This window comes from Microbacterium sp. (genome assembly GCF_011620665.1).
Classification (GTDB): Bacteria; Actinomycetota; Actinomycetes; order Actinomycetales; family Microbacteriaceae; genus Microbacterium.
On record NZ_WOYQ01000025.1, the window covers coordinates 1 to 17,746 of the forward strand.

The 17,746-nt window shown below is 67.6% G+C and carries 17 protein-coding genes and 2 rRNA genes; 18 read left to right on the plus strand and 1 reads right to left on the minus strand.

Going from position 1 to position 17,746, the window contains the following annotated elements; translation table 11 throughout:
• The 11 genes from QZV81_RS03890 to QZV81_RS03940 all read left to right on the plus strand — a co-directional run.
• Positions 1-666 (plus strand): 23S ribosomal RNA (locus QZV81_RS03890); the annotation flags it as partial.
• Positions 667-767: 101 nt separating this feature from the next.
• A 5S ribosomal RNA gene (gene rrf / locus QZV81_RS03895) occupies positions 768-884 on the plus strand.
• Positions 885-1,351: 467 nt separating this feature from the next.
• The gene (locus tag QZV81_RS03900; protein WP_292832808.1) at positions 1,352-1,948 is read left to right on the plus strand and encodes a hypothetical protein; all 597 of its coding nucleotides are present in this window, start codon (positions 1,352-1,354) and stop codon (positions 1,946-1,948) included.
• Entirely contained in the window at positions 1,948-2,985 is a 1,038-nt protein-coding gene (locus QZV81_RS03905; RefSeq protein WP_292832811.1) for an HAD-IIA family hydrolase, read from the plus strand. Before QZV81_RS03900 ends, QZV81_RS03905 begins: the two co-directional genes overlap by 1 nt.
• 39 nt (positions 2,986-3,024) lie before the next feature.
• A complete protein-coding gene (locus QZV81_RS03910) occupies positions 3,025-3,189 on the plus strand; it encodes a hypothetical protein (RefSeq protein WP_292832895.1) in 165 nt (54 codons plus the stop codon).
• Entirely contained in the window at positions 3,186-3,998 is an 813-nt protein-coding gene (locus tag QZV81_RS03915; RefSeq protein ID WP_292832814.1) for a TlyA family RNA methyltransferase, read from the plus strand. The genes QZV81_RS03910 and QZV81_RS03915 overlap by 4 nt, the downstream gene beginning before the upstream one ends.
• Positions 3,995-4,927: an NAD kinase gene (locus tag QZV81_RS03920; protein ID WP_292832817.1), complete on the plus strand. Its 933-nt coding sequence runs from the start codon at positions 3,995-3,997 to the stop codon at positions 4,925-4,927. The genes QZV81_RS03915 and QZV81_RS03920 overlap by 4 nt, the downstream gene beginning before the upstream one ends.
• Positions 4,924-6,627, plus strand: coding sequence for a DNA repair protein RecN (recN, locus tag QZV81_RS03925; protein WP_292832820.1), 1,704 nt, complete (start codon positions 4,924-4,926; stop codon positions 6,625-6,627). The genes QZV81_RS03920 and recN overlap by 4 nt, the downstream gene beginning before the upstream one ends.
• A 6-nt stretch (positions 6,628-6,633) precedes the next feature.
• On the plus strand, positions 6,634-8,355 hold the full coding sequence (locus QZV81_RS03930; RefSeq protein ID WP_292832824.1) for a CTP synthase: 1,722 nt from the start codon (positions 6,634-6,636) through the stop codon (positions 8,353-8,355).
• Positions 8,348-8,986 (plus strand): NUDIX hydrolase, encoded by a 639-nt coding sequence (locus QZV81_RS03935; protein WP_292832827.1) that lies wholly within the window; start codon positions 8,348-8,350, stop codon positions 8,984-8,986. Before QZV81_RS03930 ends, QZV81_RS03935 begins: the two co-directional genes overlap by 8 nt.
• Complete coding sequence (locus tag QZV81_RS03940; RefSeq protein ID WP_292832829.1) at positions 8,983-9,906, plus strand: site-specific tyrosine recombinase XerD; 924 nt, start codon at positions 8,983-8,985, stop codon at positions 9,904-9,906. The genes QZV81_RS03935 and QZV81_RS03940 overlap by 4 nt, the downstream gene beginning before the upstream one ends.
• A 121-nt stretch (positions 9,907-10,027) precedes the next feature.
• On the opposite strand, the gene QZV81_RS03945 is transcribed toward QZV81_RS03940, so the two are convergent.
• Positions 10,028-11,077: a DMT family transporter gene (locus tag QZV81_RS03945; protein WP_292832831.1), complete on the minus strand. Its 1,050-nt coding sequence runs from the start codon at positions 11,075-11,077 to the stop codon at positions 10,028-10,030.
• A gap of 86 nt (positions 11,078-11,163) precedes the next feature.
• Here QZV81_RS03945 and QZV81_RS03950 point away from each other — a divergent pair, with 86 nt between their 5' ends.
• The 7 genes from QZV81_RS03950 to der are packed head-to-tail and all read left to right on the plus strand — an operon-like array spanning position 11,164 to position 17,669.
• Complete coding sequence (locus tag QZV81_RS03950; RefSeq protein ID WP_292832833.1) at positions 11,164-12,078, plus strand: ParA family protein; 915 nt, start codon at positions 11,164-11,166, stop codon at positions 12,076-12,078.
• Positions 12,062-12,868, plus strand: a complete 807-nt coding sequence (locus tag QZV81_RS03955) for a ScpA family protein (protein ID WP_292832836.1) — start codon at positions 12,062-12,064, stop codon at positions 12,866-12,868. Before QZV81_RS03950 ends, QZV81_RS03955 begins: the two co-directional genes overlap by 17 nt.
• Positions 12,858-13,478 (plus strand): SMC-Scp complex subunit ScpB, encoded by a 621-nt coding sequence (gene scpB, locus QZV81_RS03960; protein ID WP_292832839.1) that lies wholly within the window; start codon positions 12,858-12,860, stop codon positions 13,476-13,478. Before QZV81_RS03955 ends, scpB begins: the two co-directional genes overlap by 11 nt.
• Positions 13,475-14,284, plus strand: coding sequence for a pseudouridine synthase (locus tag QZV81_RS03965; protein WP_292832842.1), 810 nt, complete (start codon positions 13,475-13,477; stop codon positions 14,282-14,284). Before scpB ends, QZV81_RS03965 begins: the two co-directional genes overlap by 4 nt.
• A gap of 27 nt (positions 14,285-14,311) precedes the next feature.
• Positions 14,312-15,433: a prephenate dehydrogenase gene (locus QZV81_RS03970; RefSeq protein ID WP_292832845.1), complete on the plus strand. Its 1,122-nt coding sequence runs from the start codon at positions 14,312-14,314 to the stop codon at positions 15,431-15,433.
• Positions 15,430-16,149: a (d)CMP kinase gene (cmk, locus tag QZV81_RS03975; protein WP_292832848.1), complete on the plus strand. Its 720-nt coding sequence runs from the start codon at positions 15,430-15,432 to the stop codon at positions 16,147-16,149. The genes QZV81_RS03970 and cmk overlap by 4 nt, the downstream gene beginning before the upstream one ends.
• Positions 16,146-17,669, plus strand: a complete 1,524-nt coding sequence (gene der / locus QZV81_RS03980; protein WP_292832851.1) for a ribosome biogenesis GTPase Der — start codon at positions 16,146-16,148, stop codon at positions 17,667-17,669. Before cmk ends, der begins: the two co-directional genes overlap by 4 nt.
• Positions 17,670-17,746 lie beyond the last annotated feature (77 nt).

The window sequence follows — 17,746 nt, forward strand, 5'->3', positions numbered from 1 at the left end:
TGGTGGGTAGTTTAACTGGGGCGGTTGCCTCCCAAAAAGTAACGGAGGCGCCCAAAGGTTCCCTCAACCTGGTTGGCAATCAGGTGGCGAGTGTAAGTGCACAAGGGAGCTTGACTGTGAGACTGACAGGTCGAGCAGGGACGAAAGTCGGGACTAGTGATCCGGCGGTGGCTTGTGGAAGCGCCGTCGCTCAACGGATAAAAGGTACCCCGGGGATAACAGGCTGATCTTGCCCAAGAGTCCATATCGACGGCATGGTTTGGCACCTCGATGTCGGCTCGTCGCATCCTGGGGCTGGAGTAGGTCCCAAGGGTTGGGCTGTTCGCCCATTAAAGCGGTACGCGAGCTGGGTTTAGAACGTCGTGAGACAGTTCGGTCCCTATCCGCTGCGCGCGCAGGAAATTTGAGAGGATCTGACCCTAGTACGAGAGGACCGGGTTGGACGAACCTCTGGTGTGTCAGTTGTTCCGCCAGGAGCACCGCTGATTAGCTACGTTCGGGATGGATAACCGCTGAAAGCATCTAAGCGGGAAGCCGGCCTCAAGATGAGATTTCCATGCCTTCGGGCGAGAGGCTCCCAGCCAGATTACTGGGTTGATAGGCCAGATGTGTAAGCGTGGCAACACGTGCAGCTGACTGGTACTAATAAGCCGATGACTTGATAACACACCGTTTTTTGGTGCTTGCGTCCACTGAGTGGTTCTCGATGTACGGTCGAGAACCGCATGACAATGACTTTGTTGTGCAGATTGAAACATCAATAGTGTTTCGGCGGCCATAGCGTGAGGGAAACGCCCGGTTACATTCCGAACCCGGAAGCTAAGCCTCACAGCGCCGATGGTACTGCAGGGGGGACCCTGTGGGAGAGTAGGACACCGCCGGACTTCCTTCGTGAAAAGGCCACCCAACGCTGGGTGGCCTTTTCTCGTTAACCCGCACCTGGAAGGATGCTGTGATGGACGAAGACGAGCGACCCCGTGCCGGGGGCAAGCCGCGATATTCGCCGGCGGGCTCGCGCTCTCGCGCACCTCGGTCTGGGGAGGGTCGGCCGTACGTCAAGCGGGATGGCGATACGTCCGCACAACCGCGGGGCGGTGAGCGCAGATCGGTTCCGCCGCGTGATGGTGAGCGCAAGTCTTACGCGTCCGGCACGAATCAGCGGGGTTTCTCTGCGGGCCGAGACGGCGGACATCGGACCGCTCGTCCCCCGCAGGATTCCGAGCGCCGGACCGTGCCGGCGGGACCGCCGCTGCCTGACGACGTCTCTCCTCAGGACCTGAATGGGCCCGCTCGGAATGAGCTGAAGACGCTGAGTAAAGAGAATGCTGAGCAGGTTGCGCGACACTTGGCGATGGCCGCGCGGCTGATTGACGACGATCCCGGGCTTGCGCACGAGCACGCCCTTGCCGCTTCGCGCAGCGCGGGGCGCATTGCGGTCGTCCGCGAAACGGTTGCGATCACGGCGTATGCGACGCGCAACTTTGCGCTCGCGGTGCGGGAGCTGCGTACTTTTCGTCGGATCTCGGGCCGTGACGACCAGATCGCTCTCCTGGTCGACAGCGAGCGTGGTGTCGGACGACCCGATCGAGCACTCGAGGTGGGTCGCGCCGTCGACCGGTCTCAACTGCCGGTCGAAGTCCGGGTCGAGCTCGCGATCGCTATGTCGGGCGCTCGCCTCGATCTCGGTGAGAACGAACGAGCTTTACAGGAGCTTGACATCCCGGAGCTCGATCCCCACCGGGCGTTCAGCTGGAGTCCGGGTCTTTTCGCCGCTCGGGCCGCTGTGCTCGAGGAACTCGGTCGCACCGACGAGGCGGCCGAATGGCAGCATCGTGCAGAGGTTGCTGAAGACGCATTGGACGCGGTGGACGCCGACCGTGAATTTCTGGTCGTCGACGAGGTGGAGGAGATGCCGGGTGAGGTGGGGATCGCCGAGGATCCGGCCTGATGGCACTTTTCGGTCGACGGGTCGGGCGTACGCCGCTCGATGACGTCGACGCCGTCTTTGCGGATCTCGACGGCGTCGTCTATGCGGGAGCCTGTGCCGTGCCGCACGCAGTCGACAGTCTCAATCGTGCCGGTGCGGGCCGACGGCTCGGCTACATCACGAACAATGCGTCGCGCACTGACGTCGCCGTCGCGGAGCACCTACGATCACTGGGTCTCGGCTCCACGCGACCGAGCGACATCGTCACCAGTCCGCAAGCGGCGGTGCGATTGCTGCGCGAGCGGGTGCGGCCACCCGCAACGATCCTCGTGGTGGGTGGGGATGGACTCGTCGACGAACTCGAAAAGGCCGGCTACGTCGTCACGCGCAGCGCCGACGACGCGCCGTCCGCGGTCGTTCAGGGTTTCGCCCCCCACGTCGGATGGGAGCATCTCGCTGAGGCCGCGTACGCGCTGGCGACACCGGAGGACGACGGCGGCATCCCTTGGATCGCCACGAACACCGACTGGACGATTCCACAGGCACGTGGGATCGCGCCGGGAAACGGAACGTTGGTCTCGGCTGTCCACACGGCGGTGGGGCGGCTGGCCGTCGTGGCGGGCAAGCCGGAGCGTGCGATCTTCGAGGAAGCGGTCGCCCGATTCGGAGCGCGTCACCCGCTGTTCCTGGGCGACCGTCTCGACACCGACATCGCCGGAGCGCAGGCCGCCGGGATCGACTCGGCGCTCGTCCTGACCGGCATCGACCGGCCCAAGCATGTGCTGGCCGCGCCCGATTCCTCACGTCCGACATACATTCTGGGAGACCTTCGGGATCTTGACGAGGAGTACCCCGAGACCGTCGTGCGCGGCGGCGTGACGACCGTGGGGACCGCTGCCGTTCGCATCGATGGTCCGGAGGTCACTATCGTCTCGGAGGGTGATCGGCCCATCGACCTCGTGCGTGCAGGCGCCGCGGCGATCTGGGCGACCGGTCGCGCGATCTACGGATTCCGTGTGCCCGAGCGGCTGTACGCGGATCCTTTCCACCGGCCGTGACAACGCCCCGCAAGCGGGTGGACCGCGTATCTTTGACGCATGTCGATGGATGCCTCTGACCCCGACGCTCGCCACGAAGACCTGCTGTCGGCCCTCGATGTGATCGAGGGCCGGCCGCTGTCCGAGCGCGCCGTCGCCTATGCGGCCTTGCACGACGATCTCGCGCGCCGGCTCGATTCCGGCAGCAGCGACCGCTACGCGTGAGCATGCGCCTGGACGCGGCGATCGCCGCGCGCGGCCTCGCTCGGTCGCGCACGCACGCCGCCCAGCTGATCGAGGCGGGTCTGGTTTGCGTCGGCGGACGGCCGGTCGTGAAACCCTCCGCGAAGGTCGCGGACACCGACCCGATCGAGGTGGCGGCATCCGACCACTACGTCAGTCGCGCGGCACACAAACTCATCGCGGGGCTCGATGCGTTCGGGGTCTCCGTCGACGGGCGCGTGACGCTCGACATGGGCGCGTCGACGGGCGGCTTCACCCAGGTGCTCCGCGAACGCGGCGCCGACCCGGTGATCGCCGTCGACGTCGGCCACGGGCAGCTCGCGCCGTCCATCGGAGCGGATGCTCGCGTGATCTCCGTCGAGGGCTACAACGTCCGCCACATGACCGCCGGGTCGCTCGCCGAGGCATCCGGTGTCGCAATGCGGCCGGAGGTGATCACGGGGGACTTGTCCTTCATCTCGCTGGCTCACGTGCTCCCGGCCGTTGCGGCGGTCGCCGCCGTGACCAGCGACATCGTGCTGCTGATCAAGCCTCAGTTCGAGGTGGGTCGCGGCGGTGTGCGCGAGGGTCTCGTGACCGATGCGGCCGCCCGCGCCGACGCGACGGCCAGCGTGCTGTGGTCGGCGTGGGATGCGGGACTCGGCACGCATGGTGTGATCGCGTCGCCGATCGTCGGCACACATGGGAATCGGGAGTTCGTCACGCACCTGCGCCCTCGCAGCGGCGCCGATGATCACGGAAACCCGACAGAATGGTTGGGCACCGTGAATCGACTGGCAGGAGAGGGATGACCACGCAGCAGCGCAACATCCTTATCGTCGCCCATGCGCGTCGCGAAGAGACCATTGCCGCGGCTCAGCGCGTCGTCGGTGCGCTGGTGGCGTCGGGTGCGCGTCCCGTTCTCCCCGCCGACGACCCCGAGATCGTGAAGGCGCTGGCCGAGGTCGGGCCGCTTCCCGCGCTGGGGAGGGACGTCGCCGTCGCCGACATCGAGCTGGCAATCGTCCTCGGCGGCGACGGAACGATCCTGCGCGCCGCGGAACTCGTCCGCGAGGGCACCGCTCCGATCCTCGGAATCAACATGGGCCACGTCGGCTTCCTCGCGGAGATCGAGGCAGACGTCATCGACGACGCCATGCAGCGTGTCATCGATCGCGACTACGAGGTCGAGGAGCGCATGGCGCTCAACGTCCGCGTCAAAGACGCGCCGGGAGCGGTCATCTACGAGACCTGGGCGCTCAACGAGGCCACGGTCGAGAAGGCCGCGCGCGAGCGCATGATGGAAGTCATCATCGAAATAGACGGCAGACCGCTGTCCAGCTTCGGGTGTGACGGCATCGTCATCGCGACGCCGACGGGCTCGACCGCGTACAACTTCTCTGCCGGCGGGCCGGTGATCTGGCCGACGGTCGAAGCCATCGCCGTCGTGCCGCTGTCGGCGCACGCACTGTTCGCCCGGCCGCTCGTGGTCGGCCCGGAGGCGGCGGTTGCGATCGAAGTCCTCGCGCGCACCGACGGCACCGGAATCCTGTGGTGCGACGGGCGCCGCTCGCACGACCTCCCGCCCGGCGCGCGGGTGGTCGTGCGACGATCGCGCCGAAGCGTACGACTCGCACGCCTGCACCCGGCGCCCTTCACCGATCGACTCGTGCGGAAGTTCCAGCTGCCGGTCACCGGATGGCGGGGGCCCCTCACGCCATCGGCGCAGGACAGCCTGTGATCGAGCAGATGACGCTGCGCGACCTGGGTGTGATCGCCGAGGCGACGCTCCCCATCGGTCCCGGGTTCACGGCAGTGACCGGTGAGACCGGCGCCGGCAAGACCATGGTGGTCACTGGGCTGGGATTGCTCCTGGGTGCACGCGCTGACGCGACCGCGGTGCGCGCAGGCGCCGAACAGGCCACCGTCGAAGGCGTGTGGATCATTTCCCAAGAGGGTGCGGTCGCCGACCGCGTCGCCGACGCCGGCGGCGAGATCGAGCCGATCGGCGGCGGACGTGCGGAGCTGTACCTCGGCCGCACCCTGACCGCGGAAGGCCGAAGTCGCGCAAGCGTCGGCGGGCGGGCTGCTCCCGCCGGGGTTCTCGCGGACCTCGCCGACCACCTCGTCGTGGTGCACGGTCAGTCGGATCAACTGCGACTGCGGTCGGCCGCGGCCCAGCGCGAGGCTCTCGACCGCTTCGGCGGCGCGCCGATCGCCGCAGCGCTGGATTCGTATCGCGCTGCGCACGCGCGTGCCCACGCTCTGTCGGCTGAACTCGACGTCCTTGCCTCCCAGCGTGCGCACCGCGCGCAGGAGGCGGCCCGGCTGCGGGAGATGCTCGCAGAGATCGAACAGATCGATCCGCGACCGGGGGAGGACGTCGAACTCACCCAGCGGGTGGAACGCCTGTCGCACACGGAGGAGTTACGGCTTGCGGCGGCGACGGCGCACTCCGCCCTCTCAAGCGATGAGGATCAGCCAGACGTCGCCGGTCTGCTGGCCGAAGCACGCCGAGCCCTCGAGCGCGCGGCGCACAGTGACCCGTCCCTCGCCGCTCATGCCGCGTCCCTCGAGGAGCTCGGTTACCGTCTCGCGGACGTTGCAGGCGAACTGAGCGCATATCTGGCCGACCTGGATGAAACCGGCCCCCATGAGCTGGCCACCCTGCAGGACCGTCGGGCCCTGCTGAACACCCTGATCCGAGCGCACGGCACGCTCGACGATGTGCTGGCACTGCGAGAGAGCGGAGCGGCACGACTGCTCGAGCTCGATGATGACGGCGACCGCATCGAGCGATTGGCGGCCGAGGTGCGCGGCGCGGCAGCCACCCTCGATGACACCGCCCGGGCACTGACTTCGGCCCGCGTCGCGGCTGCGGTTCGACTGAGTGCCGCTGTCACCGACGAGCTTCGGGCCCTTGCCCTGCCTGACGCGCGTGTCGAGGTCGCGGTCCAGCCAGGCTCCGAAACCACCGTGGGACGCGACGACGTCGCCCTCTTGCTCGCACCGCATCCGGGCGCTGCTCTGCGTTCTGTCGCCAAGGGCGCGTCCGGTGGCGAGCTCAGTCGTGTCATGCTGGCGATCGAGGTCGTCATCGCGGGCACGGACAGCGTGCCCACGTTCGTCTTCGATGAGGTGGATGCCGGAATCGGCGGTGCGGCCGCGATCGAAGTGGGGCGGCGCCTGGCGCGCCTCGCGGAGACGAGCCAGGTGATCGCCGTCACCCACCTCGCGCAGGTGGCCGCATTCGCGAGCAACCACCTGAGCGTGGTGAAATCCAGCGATGGAGCCGTCACAGCCTCCAGCGTCCGCGCGCTCACCGGAGCCGATCGTGAAGCCGAGATGGCGCGCTTGCTCTCGGGACTGTCGGATTCGGCCGCCGCACTCGAACATGCCCGGGAGCTGCTGAGCCTCGGCACTTCACGACTGATAGGATGAAAGCCCGTGACGGACACTACCTCTGCAGCGGGCGCACCTAGTCTCGGCATCACCACGCACATCTTCGTGACGGGTGGTGTCGTTTCGTCATTGGGCAAGGGACTCACGGCCGCGAGCCTCGGGAACCTCCTGACGGCACGAGGGTTGCGCGTCGTGATGCAGAAGCTCGATCCGTACCTCAACGTCGACCCAGGAACGATGAATCCGTTCCAGCACGGCGAGGTCTTCGTCACCGACGATGGTGCCGAGACCGACCTAGACATCGGGCACTACGAGCGATTCCTCGACATCGAACTCAGCCAGGCCGCCAACGTCACGACGGGTCAGATCTACTCGCAGGTCATCGCGCGCGAGCGCCGCGGCGAGTATCTCGGCGACACGGTTCAGGTGATTCCCCACATCACCGACGAGATCAAGCGGCGCATGCGACTGCAGGCCGATGAGTCACCCCGACCCGATGTCATCATCACCGAGATAGGCGGCACGGTCGGCGACATCGAGTCGCAGCCCTTTCTGGAGGCTGCCCGTCAGCTGCGTCACGAACTCGGCCGCGCCAGCGTCTTTTTCGTCCACGTCTCGCTCGTTCCCTTCATGGGCGCATCGGGTGAGCAGAAGACCAAGCCGACGCAGCATTCCGTCGCGGCGCTGCGATCGATCGGCATCCAGCCGGATGCCCTGGTCTTGCGCAGCGACCGTCCCGTCACCGACAGCAACAAGCGCAAGATCGCGCTGATGTGCGACGTCGACGTGGAAGCCGTGATCAACACCGTCGACCTGCCGAGCATCTACGACATTCCGTCGACCTTGAACGATCAGGGCCTCGACAGCTACATCGTCCGTCGGCTGGGACTCTCCGCCAAAGCCAACGAGGTCGACTGGAGCCGCTGGAATCAGGTTCTCCAGGCCGTGCACAACCCCCAGCACGAGGTCACGATCGGTCTGGTCGGCAAGTACATCGACCTGCCGGATGCCTACCTGTCCGTGACCGAGGCGCTCAAGGCCGGTGGCTTCGCGCAGGAGACGAAGGTCCAGGTCACTTGGATCCCGTCCGACCTGTGCGAGACTCCCGAAGGTGCCGAGAAGGCGCTCGCCGCGCTCGACGGAATCGTCGTGCCAGGGGGCTTCGGCATCCGGGGGATCGAAGGAAAGCTCGGCGCGCTGAAGTTCGCGCGTGAGCAGGGCATTCCCACGCTCGGCATCTGCCTGGGTCTGCAGTGCATGGTCATCGAATACGCGCGCAATCTCGCGGGCCTCGTCGGGGCGAGTTCGAGCGAGTTCGACCCCGACACCGAGTTCCCCGTCATCGCGACCATGGCCGAGCAGGTCGACATCCTCGCCGGGGGAGACCTCGGCGGCACGATGCGGTTGGGCCTGTACGAAGCGCAGCTCGCGGAAGGATCCCTCGCAGCCGAGGTCTATGGGGCGACCCGTGTGTCCGAGCGTCATCGCCACCGATACGAGGTCAACAACAAGTACCGCGATCAGATCGCTGCGGCCGGACTCGTGTTCTCGGGGCTCTCACCCGACCGCAACCTCGTCGAGTACGTCGAGCTGCCGCGTGACGTGCACCCGTACTACATCGCAACGCAGGCGCATCCAGAGCTGCGGTCGCGGCCGACCGAGGCCCACCCCCTGTTCCGCGGCCTGGTAGCTGCGGCGCTCGAGCGGCACAGCGCCGGGGAGCTCTTCGACGTCGAGCCGTTCGGTGAGCAGAGGGTCAGTGACTGACGTCCTGCAGGATGACCCGGTGAGTTTCGAAGTCACCCGCACCGAGACCGCTTTCACGGGCAAGATCTGGAACATCCGCCGCGATGAGGTCGCGTACGGCGGAGGCACGATGGTCCGCGAGTACGTGGACCACACCGGTGCCGTCGCGGTGCTCGCGCTCGACGATCGGGACCGGATACTGCTGATCAAGCAGTACCGGCATCCGGTGCGGATGCGTGAGTGGGAGATCCCCGCGGGGCTCCTCGACATCGCGGAGGAGGACGCGCAACCCGCCGCCGCGCGGGAACTGGCCGAGGAGGCGGATCTCGTCGCCGCGCGCTGGGATGTCCTGGCCGAGTTCGCCACCTCGCCGGGCGGCAGCGACGAGACCATCCGCATCTACCTCGCCCGGGAGCTCTCCGCGACGGCGGAGACCTTCGTGCGCACCGAGGAGGAAGCCGACATCGAGGTGCGCTGGGTGCCGCTCGACGAGGTCGTGGATGCCATCCTCGCCCGCCGCGTGCAGAACCCCTCCCTGATCGTCGGCGCAATGACCGCATATGCGGCACGCGCGCGCGAGTGGGCGACCCTCGTGCCGGCGAACAGCCCTTGGGAACGGCGCTCGCGCGCGATCGGGACCGTCGAGACGTGAGACTCGAACGTGCCGTCGACGCATACCTCCGGCATGTCTCGATCGAGCGCGGCCTCTCCGACCACACGGTCGCGGCGTATCGGCGCGATCTCGCCGGGTACGTCGGCTGGCTGGTGAGGCAGGGCGTCTCTGAGACGGAGGACGTCACGCCGGGCCTCGTCGGCGCCTTCGTGGGGGAGCGCGCGGCATCCGTTCCGCCCCCGGCGGCCACGTCCCTGGCACGCCTGCAGTCGTCCTTGCGCGGCATGCACCGCTACCTGGTGCGCGAGGGGCTCAGCACCGATGATCCCAGCGATCGGCTGCGTCCGCCGAAGGCGCCGCAGCGGTTGCCGAAAGCGCTCCCGTACGACGAGGTGGTGGCGCTGCTCGATGCCGCCGGGCCGGCGCCCGGGGATGCGACGGACACAGATATCGTGCGTCTGCGTGACCGCGCGCTGTTGGAGTTGCTCTACGCCACCGGTGCGCGGGTATCGGAAGTCACTCAGCTCGACGTCGACGACCTGGCGCACGGCGACGTGCTCCGGGTGCGCGGGAAGGGATCCAAGGAGCGCATCGTGCCGGTGGGCTCCTACGCGCGAGCCGCTGTCGACGCCTATCTCGCGCGAGCGCGACCTGAGCTCTCGCGGCGCGGAAAGGCAAGCCCGCGGCTCTTTCTCGGCGCGCGCGGTGCGCCCCTGTCGCGACAGAGCGCGTGGCTTGTGATCCAGCACGCCGCCGAGCGGGCAAGTCTCAGCGCGCACGTCTCTCCCCACACACTCCGGCACTCGTTCGCGACGCACCTTCTGCAGGGCGGCGCCGATGTCCGCGTCGTCCAGGAGCTCCTCGGGCACGCGTCGGTTGCGACGACCCAGATCTATACCCACGTGACGGTCGATACGTTGCGCGATGTCTACGCGACCTCCCACCCCCGCGCGCGCTGAACAGACCCGGTGCGGCCACGTGCTCGCGCCGGGCCTGCTGATCGCGGTTGCCGCACAGGTCCGCCTCGGCGTGCTCGGCTGGCTCTTCTGACCTCCTCCCCTATCCGGTCGGCACAGCGGGTCAGTGCGTGTGGCGGTGGTGCGCGTCCGGATAATGATCGTGCGTGTGGGTGAGGGGTTCGTGCGAGTGTGGATGGGTGTGGCGGGTGCCGGCCGGTACCGGCTCGTCGTGCTCGTGCTGGTGGTGCTCGTCGTGGACATGCGCGTGGGTGTGGGTGAGGGCTTCGTGGGTGTGCGGGTGACTGTGCCGTTCGGTGAGATGGAGCCAGACGCCCACTGCCATCAGCAGTCCAGCGGCGACGAGTTGCCAGCTGACGGGATCGCCGAGGATGATCGCGAGGATCGCTCCGAAGAACGGCGCGATCGTGAAGTAGGCACCGGCACGCGCAGTGCCGACGTGGCGCATCGCGACGATGAACAGGGCGAGGCTGACGCCATATGCGAAGAAGCCGATGACCAGCGCCGCGGCGATGCTGCCGAAGGCGGGCACGGTGGCGCCGAGCGCGAATGCGAGGGTGAGGTTCACCGGGCCCGCGACGAGCCCCTTCGCGGCAGCGAGCCAGGTGGCATCGGTGAGCGCGATCATCCGTGTGAGGTTGTTGTCCAATCCCCAGAAGAGGCACGCCGCGAGGATCGCCAGACCCGGCCAGGGGCTGCCGAGCTCGGCACCGTTCGGGATGCTGAGGAGCACGGCCCCTGCGACGATCGCGACCATGCCGAGCACGATGCGGCGATCGAAATTCTCCCGGAACACGAACCACGCGAGCAGCGCGGTGAACACGCCCTCCGCGTTCAAGAGCAGCGATGCCCCCGTTGCCGGCATGTTCGAGAGCCCGGCCATGAGCAGGACCGGGGCGATGATGCCGCCGCTGAGGATCGCGCCGCCAAGCGGCACGAGTTCACGGCGCGCGAGCCGGACGCGCGGCGCGCGGCGAATCGCGCGGAGAAGCCCGAGACCGATCCCCGACCCGCAGTAGAGCAACCCGGCCAGCAGCCACGGATTGATGTCGGCACCGAGCAGAACCTTTGCCAGCGGCGTGCCGGCCCCGAAGAGCAAAGCGGAAAGGAGCGCAGTGCGAACTCCGCGGTGGGAGAACAGTGGTCGAACCATGACTTCAGTGTTGCACTGCGCGTGTCGTCGACACTCTGTCGCGTCTCCCGGAGGGCGAGGGGCGGTGTGCGAGAATCGGGAGCACCATGCAGGAGGCTGAAGGAGTGTCGGTGACCGACAAGGCGCGGGGGACGGGGACGAAGAAGGTCCCGACGGGTGAGATCCCGCTGGGACCCACGGGCCGTCCGTACCACGGCTTCCCGACGCCGCCCGCTCTGACCGACCACGGTCCTGCGCGCATCATCTCGCTCTGCAACCAGAAGGGCGGTGTGGGAAAGACCACCACGACGATCAATCTGGCGGCATCCCTTGCCGAGTACGGTCGCAAGGTCCTCGCGGTCGACTTCGACCCGCAGGGCGCCCTCTCGGCGGGTCTGGGGATCGCGACACACGACGCGCCCACGATCTATGACCTGCTTCTGGACATCAAGCGCGACCCGCACGAGGCGATCGTGCACAGTTCGGTCGACGGACTCGACGTCCTTCCTGCCAACATCGATCTCTCGGCCGCAGAAGTGCACCTGATCAATGAAGTCGCACGCGAGACGATCCTCTCTCGCGTGCTGCGCAAGGTGTCCGCCGAGTACGACGTCATCCTCATCGATTGCCAACCGTCCCTCGGCCTGCTCACGGTCAACGCGCTGACGGCGAGCCACGGCGTCCTGGTACCCCTCGAGTGCGAGTTCTTCGCGCTGCGGGGTGTGGCGTTGCTGATCGAGACGATCGAAAAGATCCGCGATCGCCTGAACCCCTCGATCAAGCTCGACGGCGTTCTCGCCACGATGTACGACCCGCGGACACTGCACTCTCGTGAGGTCCTCGAGCGCGTCGTCGATGCGTTCGGCGACGACGTACTGGAGACCGTGATCGGGCGCACGGTGAAGTTCCCCGACGCGTCGGTGTCGGGGGTTCCCATCACGACGTTCGCGCCGGAGCACGCAGCCGCACAGGCCTACCTGCGACTGGCCCGGGAGCTGGTCGCCCGTGGCGCCGTCGCCTGACCCCGCGGCACCCGGGTTCCGGGTCTCACTCGCGGGCTTCGACGGGCCGTTCGACCTGCTCCTGAGCCTCATCTCGCAGCGCGAGCTCGACGTTACCGAGATCACCCTCAGCAAGGTCACCGACGAGTTCATCGCCTACCTCACGCATCTCGACGCGGATGAGGAACTGGAGCAGGCGTCAGAATTCCTCGTGGTGGCCGTGACACTGCTCGATATGAAAGTCGCCGGACTCCTCCCCCAGGGCGAACTCGTCGACGCCGAGTCCGTCGCGCTGCTGGAGGCACGCGATCTGCTGTTCGCCCGGCTTCTGCAGTACCGCGCGTTCAAAGAAGTATCGACCTGGTTCGCTCGGTGTCTGCAACGCGAAGATCGGCGCCACACCCGCAGCGTCCGCCTCGACGAGAAGCATCGCCGCGCCGCGCCGGAGCTCATCTGGACGCACTCGGCCGAGGACTTCGCCGCGATCGCCCTGCTCGCTTTCGCACCGAAGGAGATTCCGCGTGTCGGTCTCGACCACCTGCACGCACCGCTCGTGTCGATCCGCGAGCAGGCGGCGATCGTCGTCACGCTCCTGCGCAATGCCGGGACCCTCAACTTCCGTGAGCTCATCGCCGGCGTCACGCAGCCTGGAATCGTCGTGTCGCGCTTCCTGGCCGTGCTCGAGCTCTACCGTCACTCGGCGCTCTCGTTCGAACAGCTCGAACCGCTCGGTGAACTGACGCTGCGCTGGACCGCCGAACGCTGGTCCGAAGAGAATCTCGCCACGCTCGGAGCCGATTATGACCGATGACCCGTCATCGAACCCAGCGAACGACGCAGCGGAGTCGCCGCGCTCGAGCGAACCGCTCGATGTGGTCCGGCGGCTCGAAGCGATCCTGCTGATCATCGATGAGCCGCAGAGCCTCGTCGCCCTCGCAGCGGCCGTCGGCGCGCCGATTCCGGCCGTACGCCAGGCCCTTGAGACGCTCGTCGCCGACTACGGCGGACACCGTGGAGGCCCGCGCCGTGGATTCGAACTGCGCGAGGTCGGTGGTGGTTGGCGCCTCTATGTGCGCGAGGAGTACGACGACGTCGTGTCGGAATTCGTGAACTCCCAGGCACCGTCGCGGCTCTCACAGGCGGCGCTCGAGACGTTGGCCGTCATCGCCTACAAGCAGCCCGTGACTCGCAGCCACGTGGCCTCGATCCGCGCCGTGAACGTCGATTCGGTCGTGCGGACGCTCGTGGGGCGAGGCCTCATCACCGAACTGTTCACCGATCCCGAGACCGGAGCGATCAACTACGGCACGACCGATGCGCTGCTGGTGAACCTGGGGATCAACTCACTCGACGAGCTTCCGCACATCGCTCCGCTGCTCGATGACGGGTCGGCGGGGTTCGATTCGGAGGCACTCCGATGACCGATCGAGACGGGCACGGGCGTGGGGGGGAGCGCGACACCGACGGAGTGCGCCTTCAGAAAGTCCTCGCGAACGCGGGCGTCGCTTCTCGCCGGGTGTGCGAGCAGTACATCGCCGAAGGCCGCGTGCGCGTCAACGGTGTCGTCGTGACCGAGCTCGGCTCACGTATTGACCCGGCAACGGACCTCGTTGATCTCGACGGCACCGCCATTCAGCTCGACGCCACGAAGCGCTACGTCCTCCTCAACAAGCCGACCGGTGTCGTCTCGTCGATGAAGGACGACCAGGGCCGCCCCGATCTCCGCGGCTTCACTCGCGACTGGCCCGAGCGCCTCTACAATGTCGGCCGGCTCGACGCCGAAACCAGCGGACTGCTCGTGCTCACGAACGACGGAGACCTCGCGCACGTGCTCGCGCACCCCTCGTTCGGAGTGACGAAGGTGTACATCGCGAAGGTCGCCGGCCGGGTGACGGCCCAGACGATCGCACGCCTCACGAAGGGCATCGAGCTCGAAGACGGTCCGATCGCTGCCGACAAAGCACGACTCCTGGACGCGTCGACGGGTGCCGGGACGAGCCTGGTGGAACTCACCCTGCACTCCGGGCGCAACCGGATCGTGCGACGGATGATGGCTGAGGTCGGCCATCCGGTCGTGGAACTCGTCCGTCGGCAGTTCGGCCCTCTCCGCCTGGGTGCGCTCCCAGCGGGTCGTGCGCGCGAACTGACTACAGTGGAGCGTGGCGCATTGCTCACTCTGTCGCGCCGTGAGGCCGCCACGACGGATGAGTCGGCGGCCGAACACTGATCCTCAGACGGATGACCGGAGATTCCCGTGACCGACACGACCCGCGGTGATGCGCGCGCCCGAGCGGCACGCGTCGCCGGGACCGTGCGCATCGTGGGCGCGGGCCTCCTCGGCTCCAGCATCGGTCACGCGCTGCGCGCCCTCGGCGTCGACGTGGTCCTGGTTGACGCTTCCCCCGCGCAGCTGCGGCTCGCCGTCGACTACGGGGCGGGTCGCCCCGCCGACGCGAGCGACGAGCCCGTGCTGATCGTCGTCGCCGTACCCCCGGATGTTACGGCGGATGTCGTCGAACATGAGCTCAGGGCATTTCCGGATGCCGTGGTCACTGACGTCGCCAGCGTCAAACTCGAGCCGCTTCACGACCTGCAGCGCCGCGGACTCGACCTCAGCCGCTACATCGGGTCGCATCCGATGGCAGGTCGCGAGCGCGGAGGGGCGATCGCGGCGCGCGCAGACATCTTCGTCGGGCGTCCCTGGGTCGTGTGCCGCGGCGAAGCGACCACAGCCGCCGACCTCGCCCTCGTCGAGGCGCTCGCTCTCGACCTCGGTGCCACGCCGATCGAGATGACCCCCGACGAGCACGACCGCTCGGTCGCGCTCGTGTCGCACACTCCTCAATTGGTGGCCTCCCTGCTGGCGGCCCGTTTCACCGACGCACCGGAGGGATCGCTTCGTCTGGTCGGGCAGGGTGCGCGCGACACCACCCGCATCGCAGCATCGGCGCCCGAGCTGTGGGTTCAGATTCTGGGAGCGAATGCGGGACCGGTCGGCGATGTTCTCGCGGACCTGGCCGAGGACTTGCGTGTCGTCGCTGACGCGCTGCACGACCCCGAGAGCCCCGGCGCGCGGCGTGCTCTCGCCGACACGATCCGCCGCGGCAACGACGGCGTCGAGCGGCTTCCCGGCAAGCACGGCCAGAGCAGGCGGTACGAGCAGGTCGTCGTCATGGTCGATGACACCCCGGGCCAGCTCGGACGCCTGTTCGGCGAGCTGGGCGAACTCGATGTCAACGTCGAAGACCTCCGTCTCGAACACTCTCCGGGCGCGCAGTTCGGTCTCGCCGAGATCAGCGTGGTCCCGGGTGTCGTCCGGCAGGCGGTCGACGGGCTCATCGCGCGCGGCTGGAAGATCGCGAGTATCCCGTCGTGACCTGTCCGGCAGACTCGGCTACGGGTGCAACAGACTCGGGTGCGGGGGTCATCACGATCGCCGTCGACGGACCAGCCGGCAGCGGCAAGTCGAGCGTCTCGCGCGAAGTCGCCCGGCGCCTCGGCTATGGCTTCCTCGACACCGGAGCCGCGTATCGCGCGCTCGCGTGGCACGTGCTCGAGCGTGCGGACGATACCGCCGACGTCGAAGAGGTGCTGGCCGCGGCGCAGCATTTCCCGTATGCGATTTCACTCGACCCCGACCACTACTGGGTACGGGTGGGCGACGTCGACGTCACCGCCGTGATCCGCGAGCCCCGCGTGACGGACGCGGTCAGCGGTGTGGCCCGGGTGCCGGAGGTCCGCGCGCGTCTGAACGAGATCTTCCGTGGGCTGGTGGCCGCATCCGGACGGCCAGGCGTTGTCGTTGAGGGACGCGACATCACGACCGTTGTCGCTCCTGACGCGCCGGTGCGGATCTTGCTGACGGCCGCCCCCGAGGTCCGCGCTGCGCGCCGCAGCGCTGAGATGTCCGGCCAGGATGCCGCTGCCGTCGCGGCGGCCCTTCACCGCCGCGATGCGGCAGACATCCAGGTCGTCGACTTCCTCACCGCCGCCGAGGGCGTGCACGTGGTCGACTCGACCGACCTCGATTTCACACAGACCGTGGAGGGCGTCCTGGACGTCGTCCGCGCAGCGACAGGAGCGGCCGCATGAGCGCCGAAGACGAATACGAAGGCGGTCCCGACCACCTCGAGGAGAAGCTGGCCGATCTCGACGAAGAGCTCGCCGAGCAGCGGGCCGCGGGCTTGCGCGCGTCGTTGGCCGATTACGAGCTCGATGAGGACGATGCCGACATCCTCGACGGGTTCGACGGTGAGGAGGACGGGTACCAGATCCTCCCGGCGCTGCCGGTCATCGCCATCGTCGGTCGACCGAATGTCGGCAAGTCCGCGCTCGTCAACCGGATCCTCGGCCGCCGCGAGGCTGTCGTCGAGGACACCCCCGGGGTGACCCGCGACCGCGTCACCTACAAAGGCGAGTGGATGGAGCGCCGCTTCACGCTCGTCGACACCGGCGGCTGGGAGCCGGACGCCCGCGGGATCGACCGTTCCGTCGCAGCCCAGGCCGAGGTCGCGATCGAGCTGTGCGACATCGTGCTGTTCGTCGTCGACGCGATGGTCGGCGCAACGGCCACTGACGAGGCCGTCGTGCGCATGTTGCGCAAGTCCGACAGGCCGGTGTTCCTCATCGCGAACAAGGTAGACGACGCCAAGCACGAGCCCGAAGCTGCGGCACTGTGGAACCTGGGCCTCGGCGAGCCGCACCCTGTCTCCGCAATCCATGGCCGCGGGGTCGCTGATCTCCTCGACGAGGTCATGAAGGTGCTGCCCGAGGTGTCGGCCGTCGCCGGCAACGAGATCGGCGGGCCGCGTCGAGTCGCGATCCTCGGCCGCCCCAACGTCGGCAAGTCCTCGCTGCTGAATAAGGCCGCGGGTGAAGAGCGCGTCGTCGTCAATGAGCTCGCGGGCACGACGCGGGATCCCGTCGATGAGCTCGTCGAGCTCGGTGGCAAGCTCTGGCGCTTCGTCGACACTGCGGGCATCCGGCGCCGCGTGCACCTGCAGCAGGGCGCGGACTTCTACGCGTCGTTGCGTACCTCCGCGGCACTGGAAAAGGCCGAAGTCGCCGTCGTCGTCCTCGACGTTTCGCAGTCGATCAGCGTGCAGGATCTCAATATCATCGACCTGGTCCTCGAGTCGGGTCGTGCCCTCGTCCTCGCGTTCAACAAATGGGATCGCCTGAGCGACGATGATATGGAGAGCGCTGATCGGCGGCGCTACCTGGAACGCGAGATCGAGCAGGACCTTGCTCACGTGACCTGGGCGCCGCGCGTGAACATCTCCGCGCGCACGGGGCGTCATCTTGAGAAGCTCGTCCCGGCGCTCGAGACTGCTCTGGCGTCGTGGGATCAACGCATTCCGACCGGCAAGTTCAATGCGTTCCTGGCCGCGCTCGTCGCCGAGCATCCGCATCCCCTCCGCGGCGGCAAGCAGCCGCGCATCCTCTTCGGGACGCAGGCCTCGACCCGTCCGCCGACGTTCGTGCTGTTCACGACCGGATTCCTCGACCCGGGCTACCGCCGGTTCATCCAGCGGCGCCTGCGCGAGATCTTCGGGTTCGAGGGCACGCCGATCGTCACGAACATGCGCGTCCGGGAGAAGCGCCAGCGCTGAGATTCCCGCACGAAGAATGCCCCTCGCCGACCTTCGGCGGGGGGCATTCTTCGTATCGTCAGTCTTGATCCCTGCAT

What these genes read in the sequence shown, in the direction of transcription:
- QZV81_RS03965 (WP_292832842.1), top strand. Translation starts at nt 13,475, where the DNA reads ATGACCGATCGAGACGGGCACGGGCGTGGGGGGGAGCGCGACACCGAC.
- QZV81_RS03910 (WP_292832895.1), top strand. Translation starts at nt 3,025, where the DNA reads ATGTCGATGGATGCCTCTGACCCCGACGCTCGCCACGAAGACCTGCTG.
- QZV81_RS03900 (WP_292832808.1), top strand. Translation starts at nt 1,352, where the DNA reads ATGGCCGCGCGGCTGATTGACGACGATCCCGGGCTTGCGCACGAGCAC.
- scpB (WP_292832839.1), top strand. Translation starts at nt 12,858, where the DNA reads ATGACCGATGACCCGTCATCGAACCCAGCGAACGACGCAGCGGAGTCG.
- QZV81_RS03920 (WP_292832817.1), top strand. Translation starts at nt 3,995, where the DNA reads ATGACCACGCAGCAGCGCAACATCCTTATCGTCGCCCATGCGCGTCGC.
- QZV81_RS03945 (WP_292832831.1), bottom strand. Translation starts at nt 11,077, where the DNA reads ATGGTTCGACCACTGTTCTCCCACCGCGGAGTTCGCACTGCGCTCCTT.
- der (WP_292832851.1), top strand. Translation starts at nt 16,146, where the DNA reads ATGAGCGCCGAAGACGAATACGAAGGCGGTCCCGACCACCTCGAGGAG.
- QZV81_RS03950 (WP_292832833.1), top strand. Translation starts at nt 11,164, where the DNA reads ATGCAGGAGGCTGAAGGAGTGTCGGTGACCGACAAGGCGCGGGGGACG.
- QZV81_RS03905 (WP_292832811.1), top strand. Translation starts at nt 1,948, where the DNA reads ATGGCACTTTTCGGTCGACGGGTCGGGCGTACGCCGCTCGATGACGTC.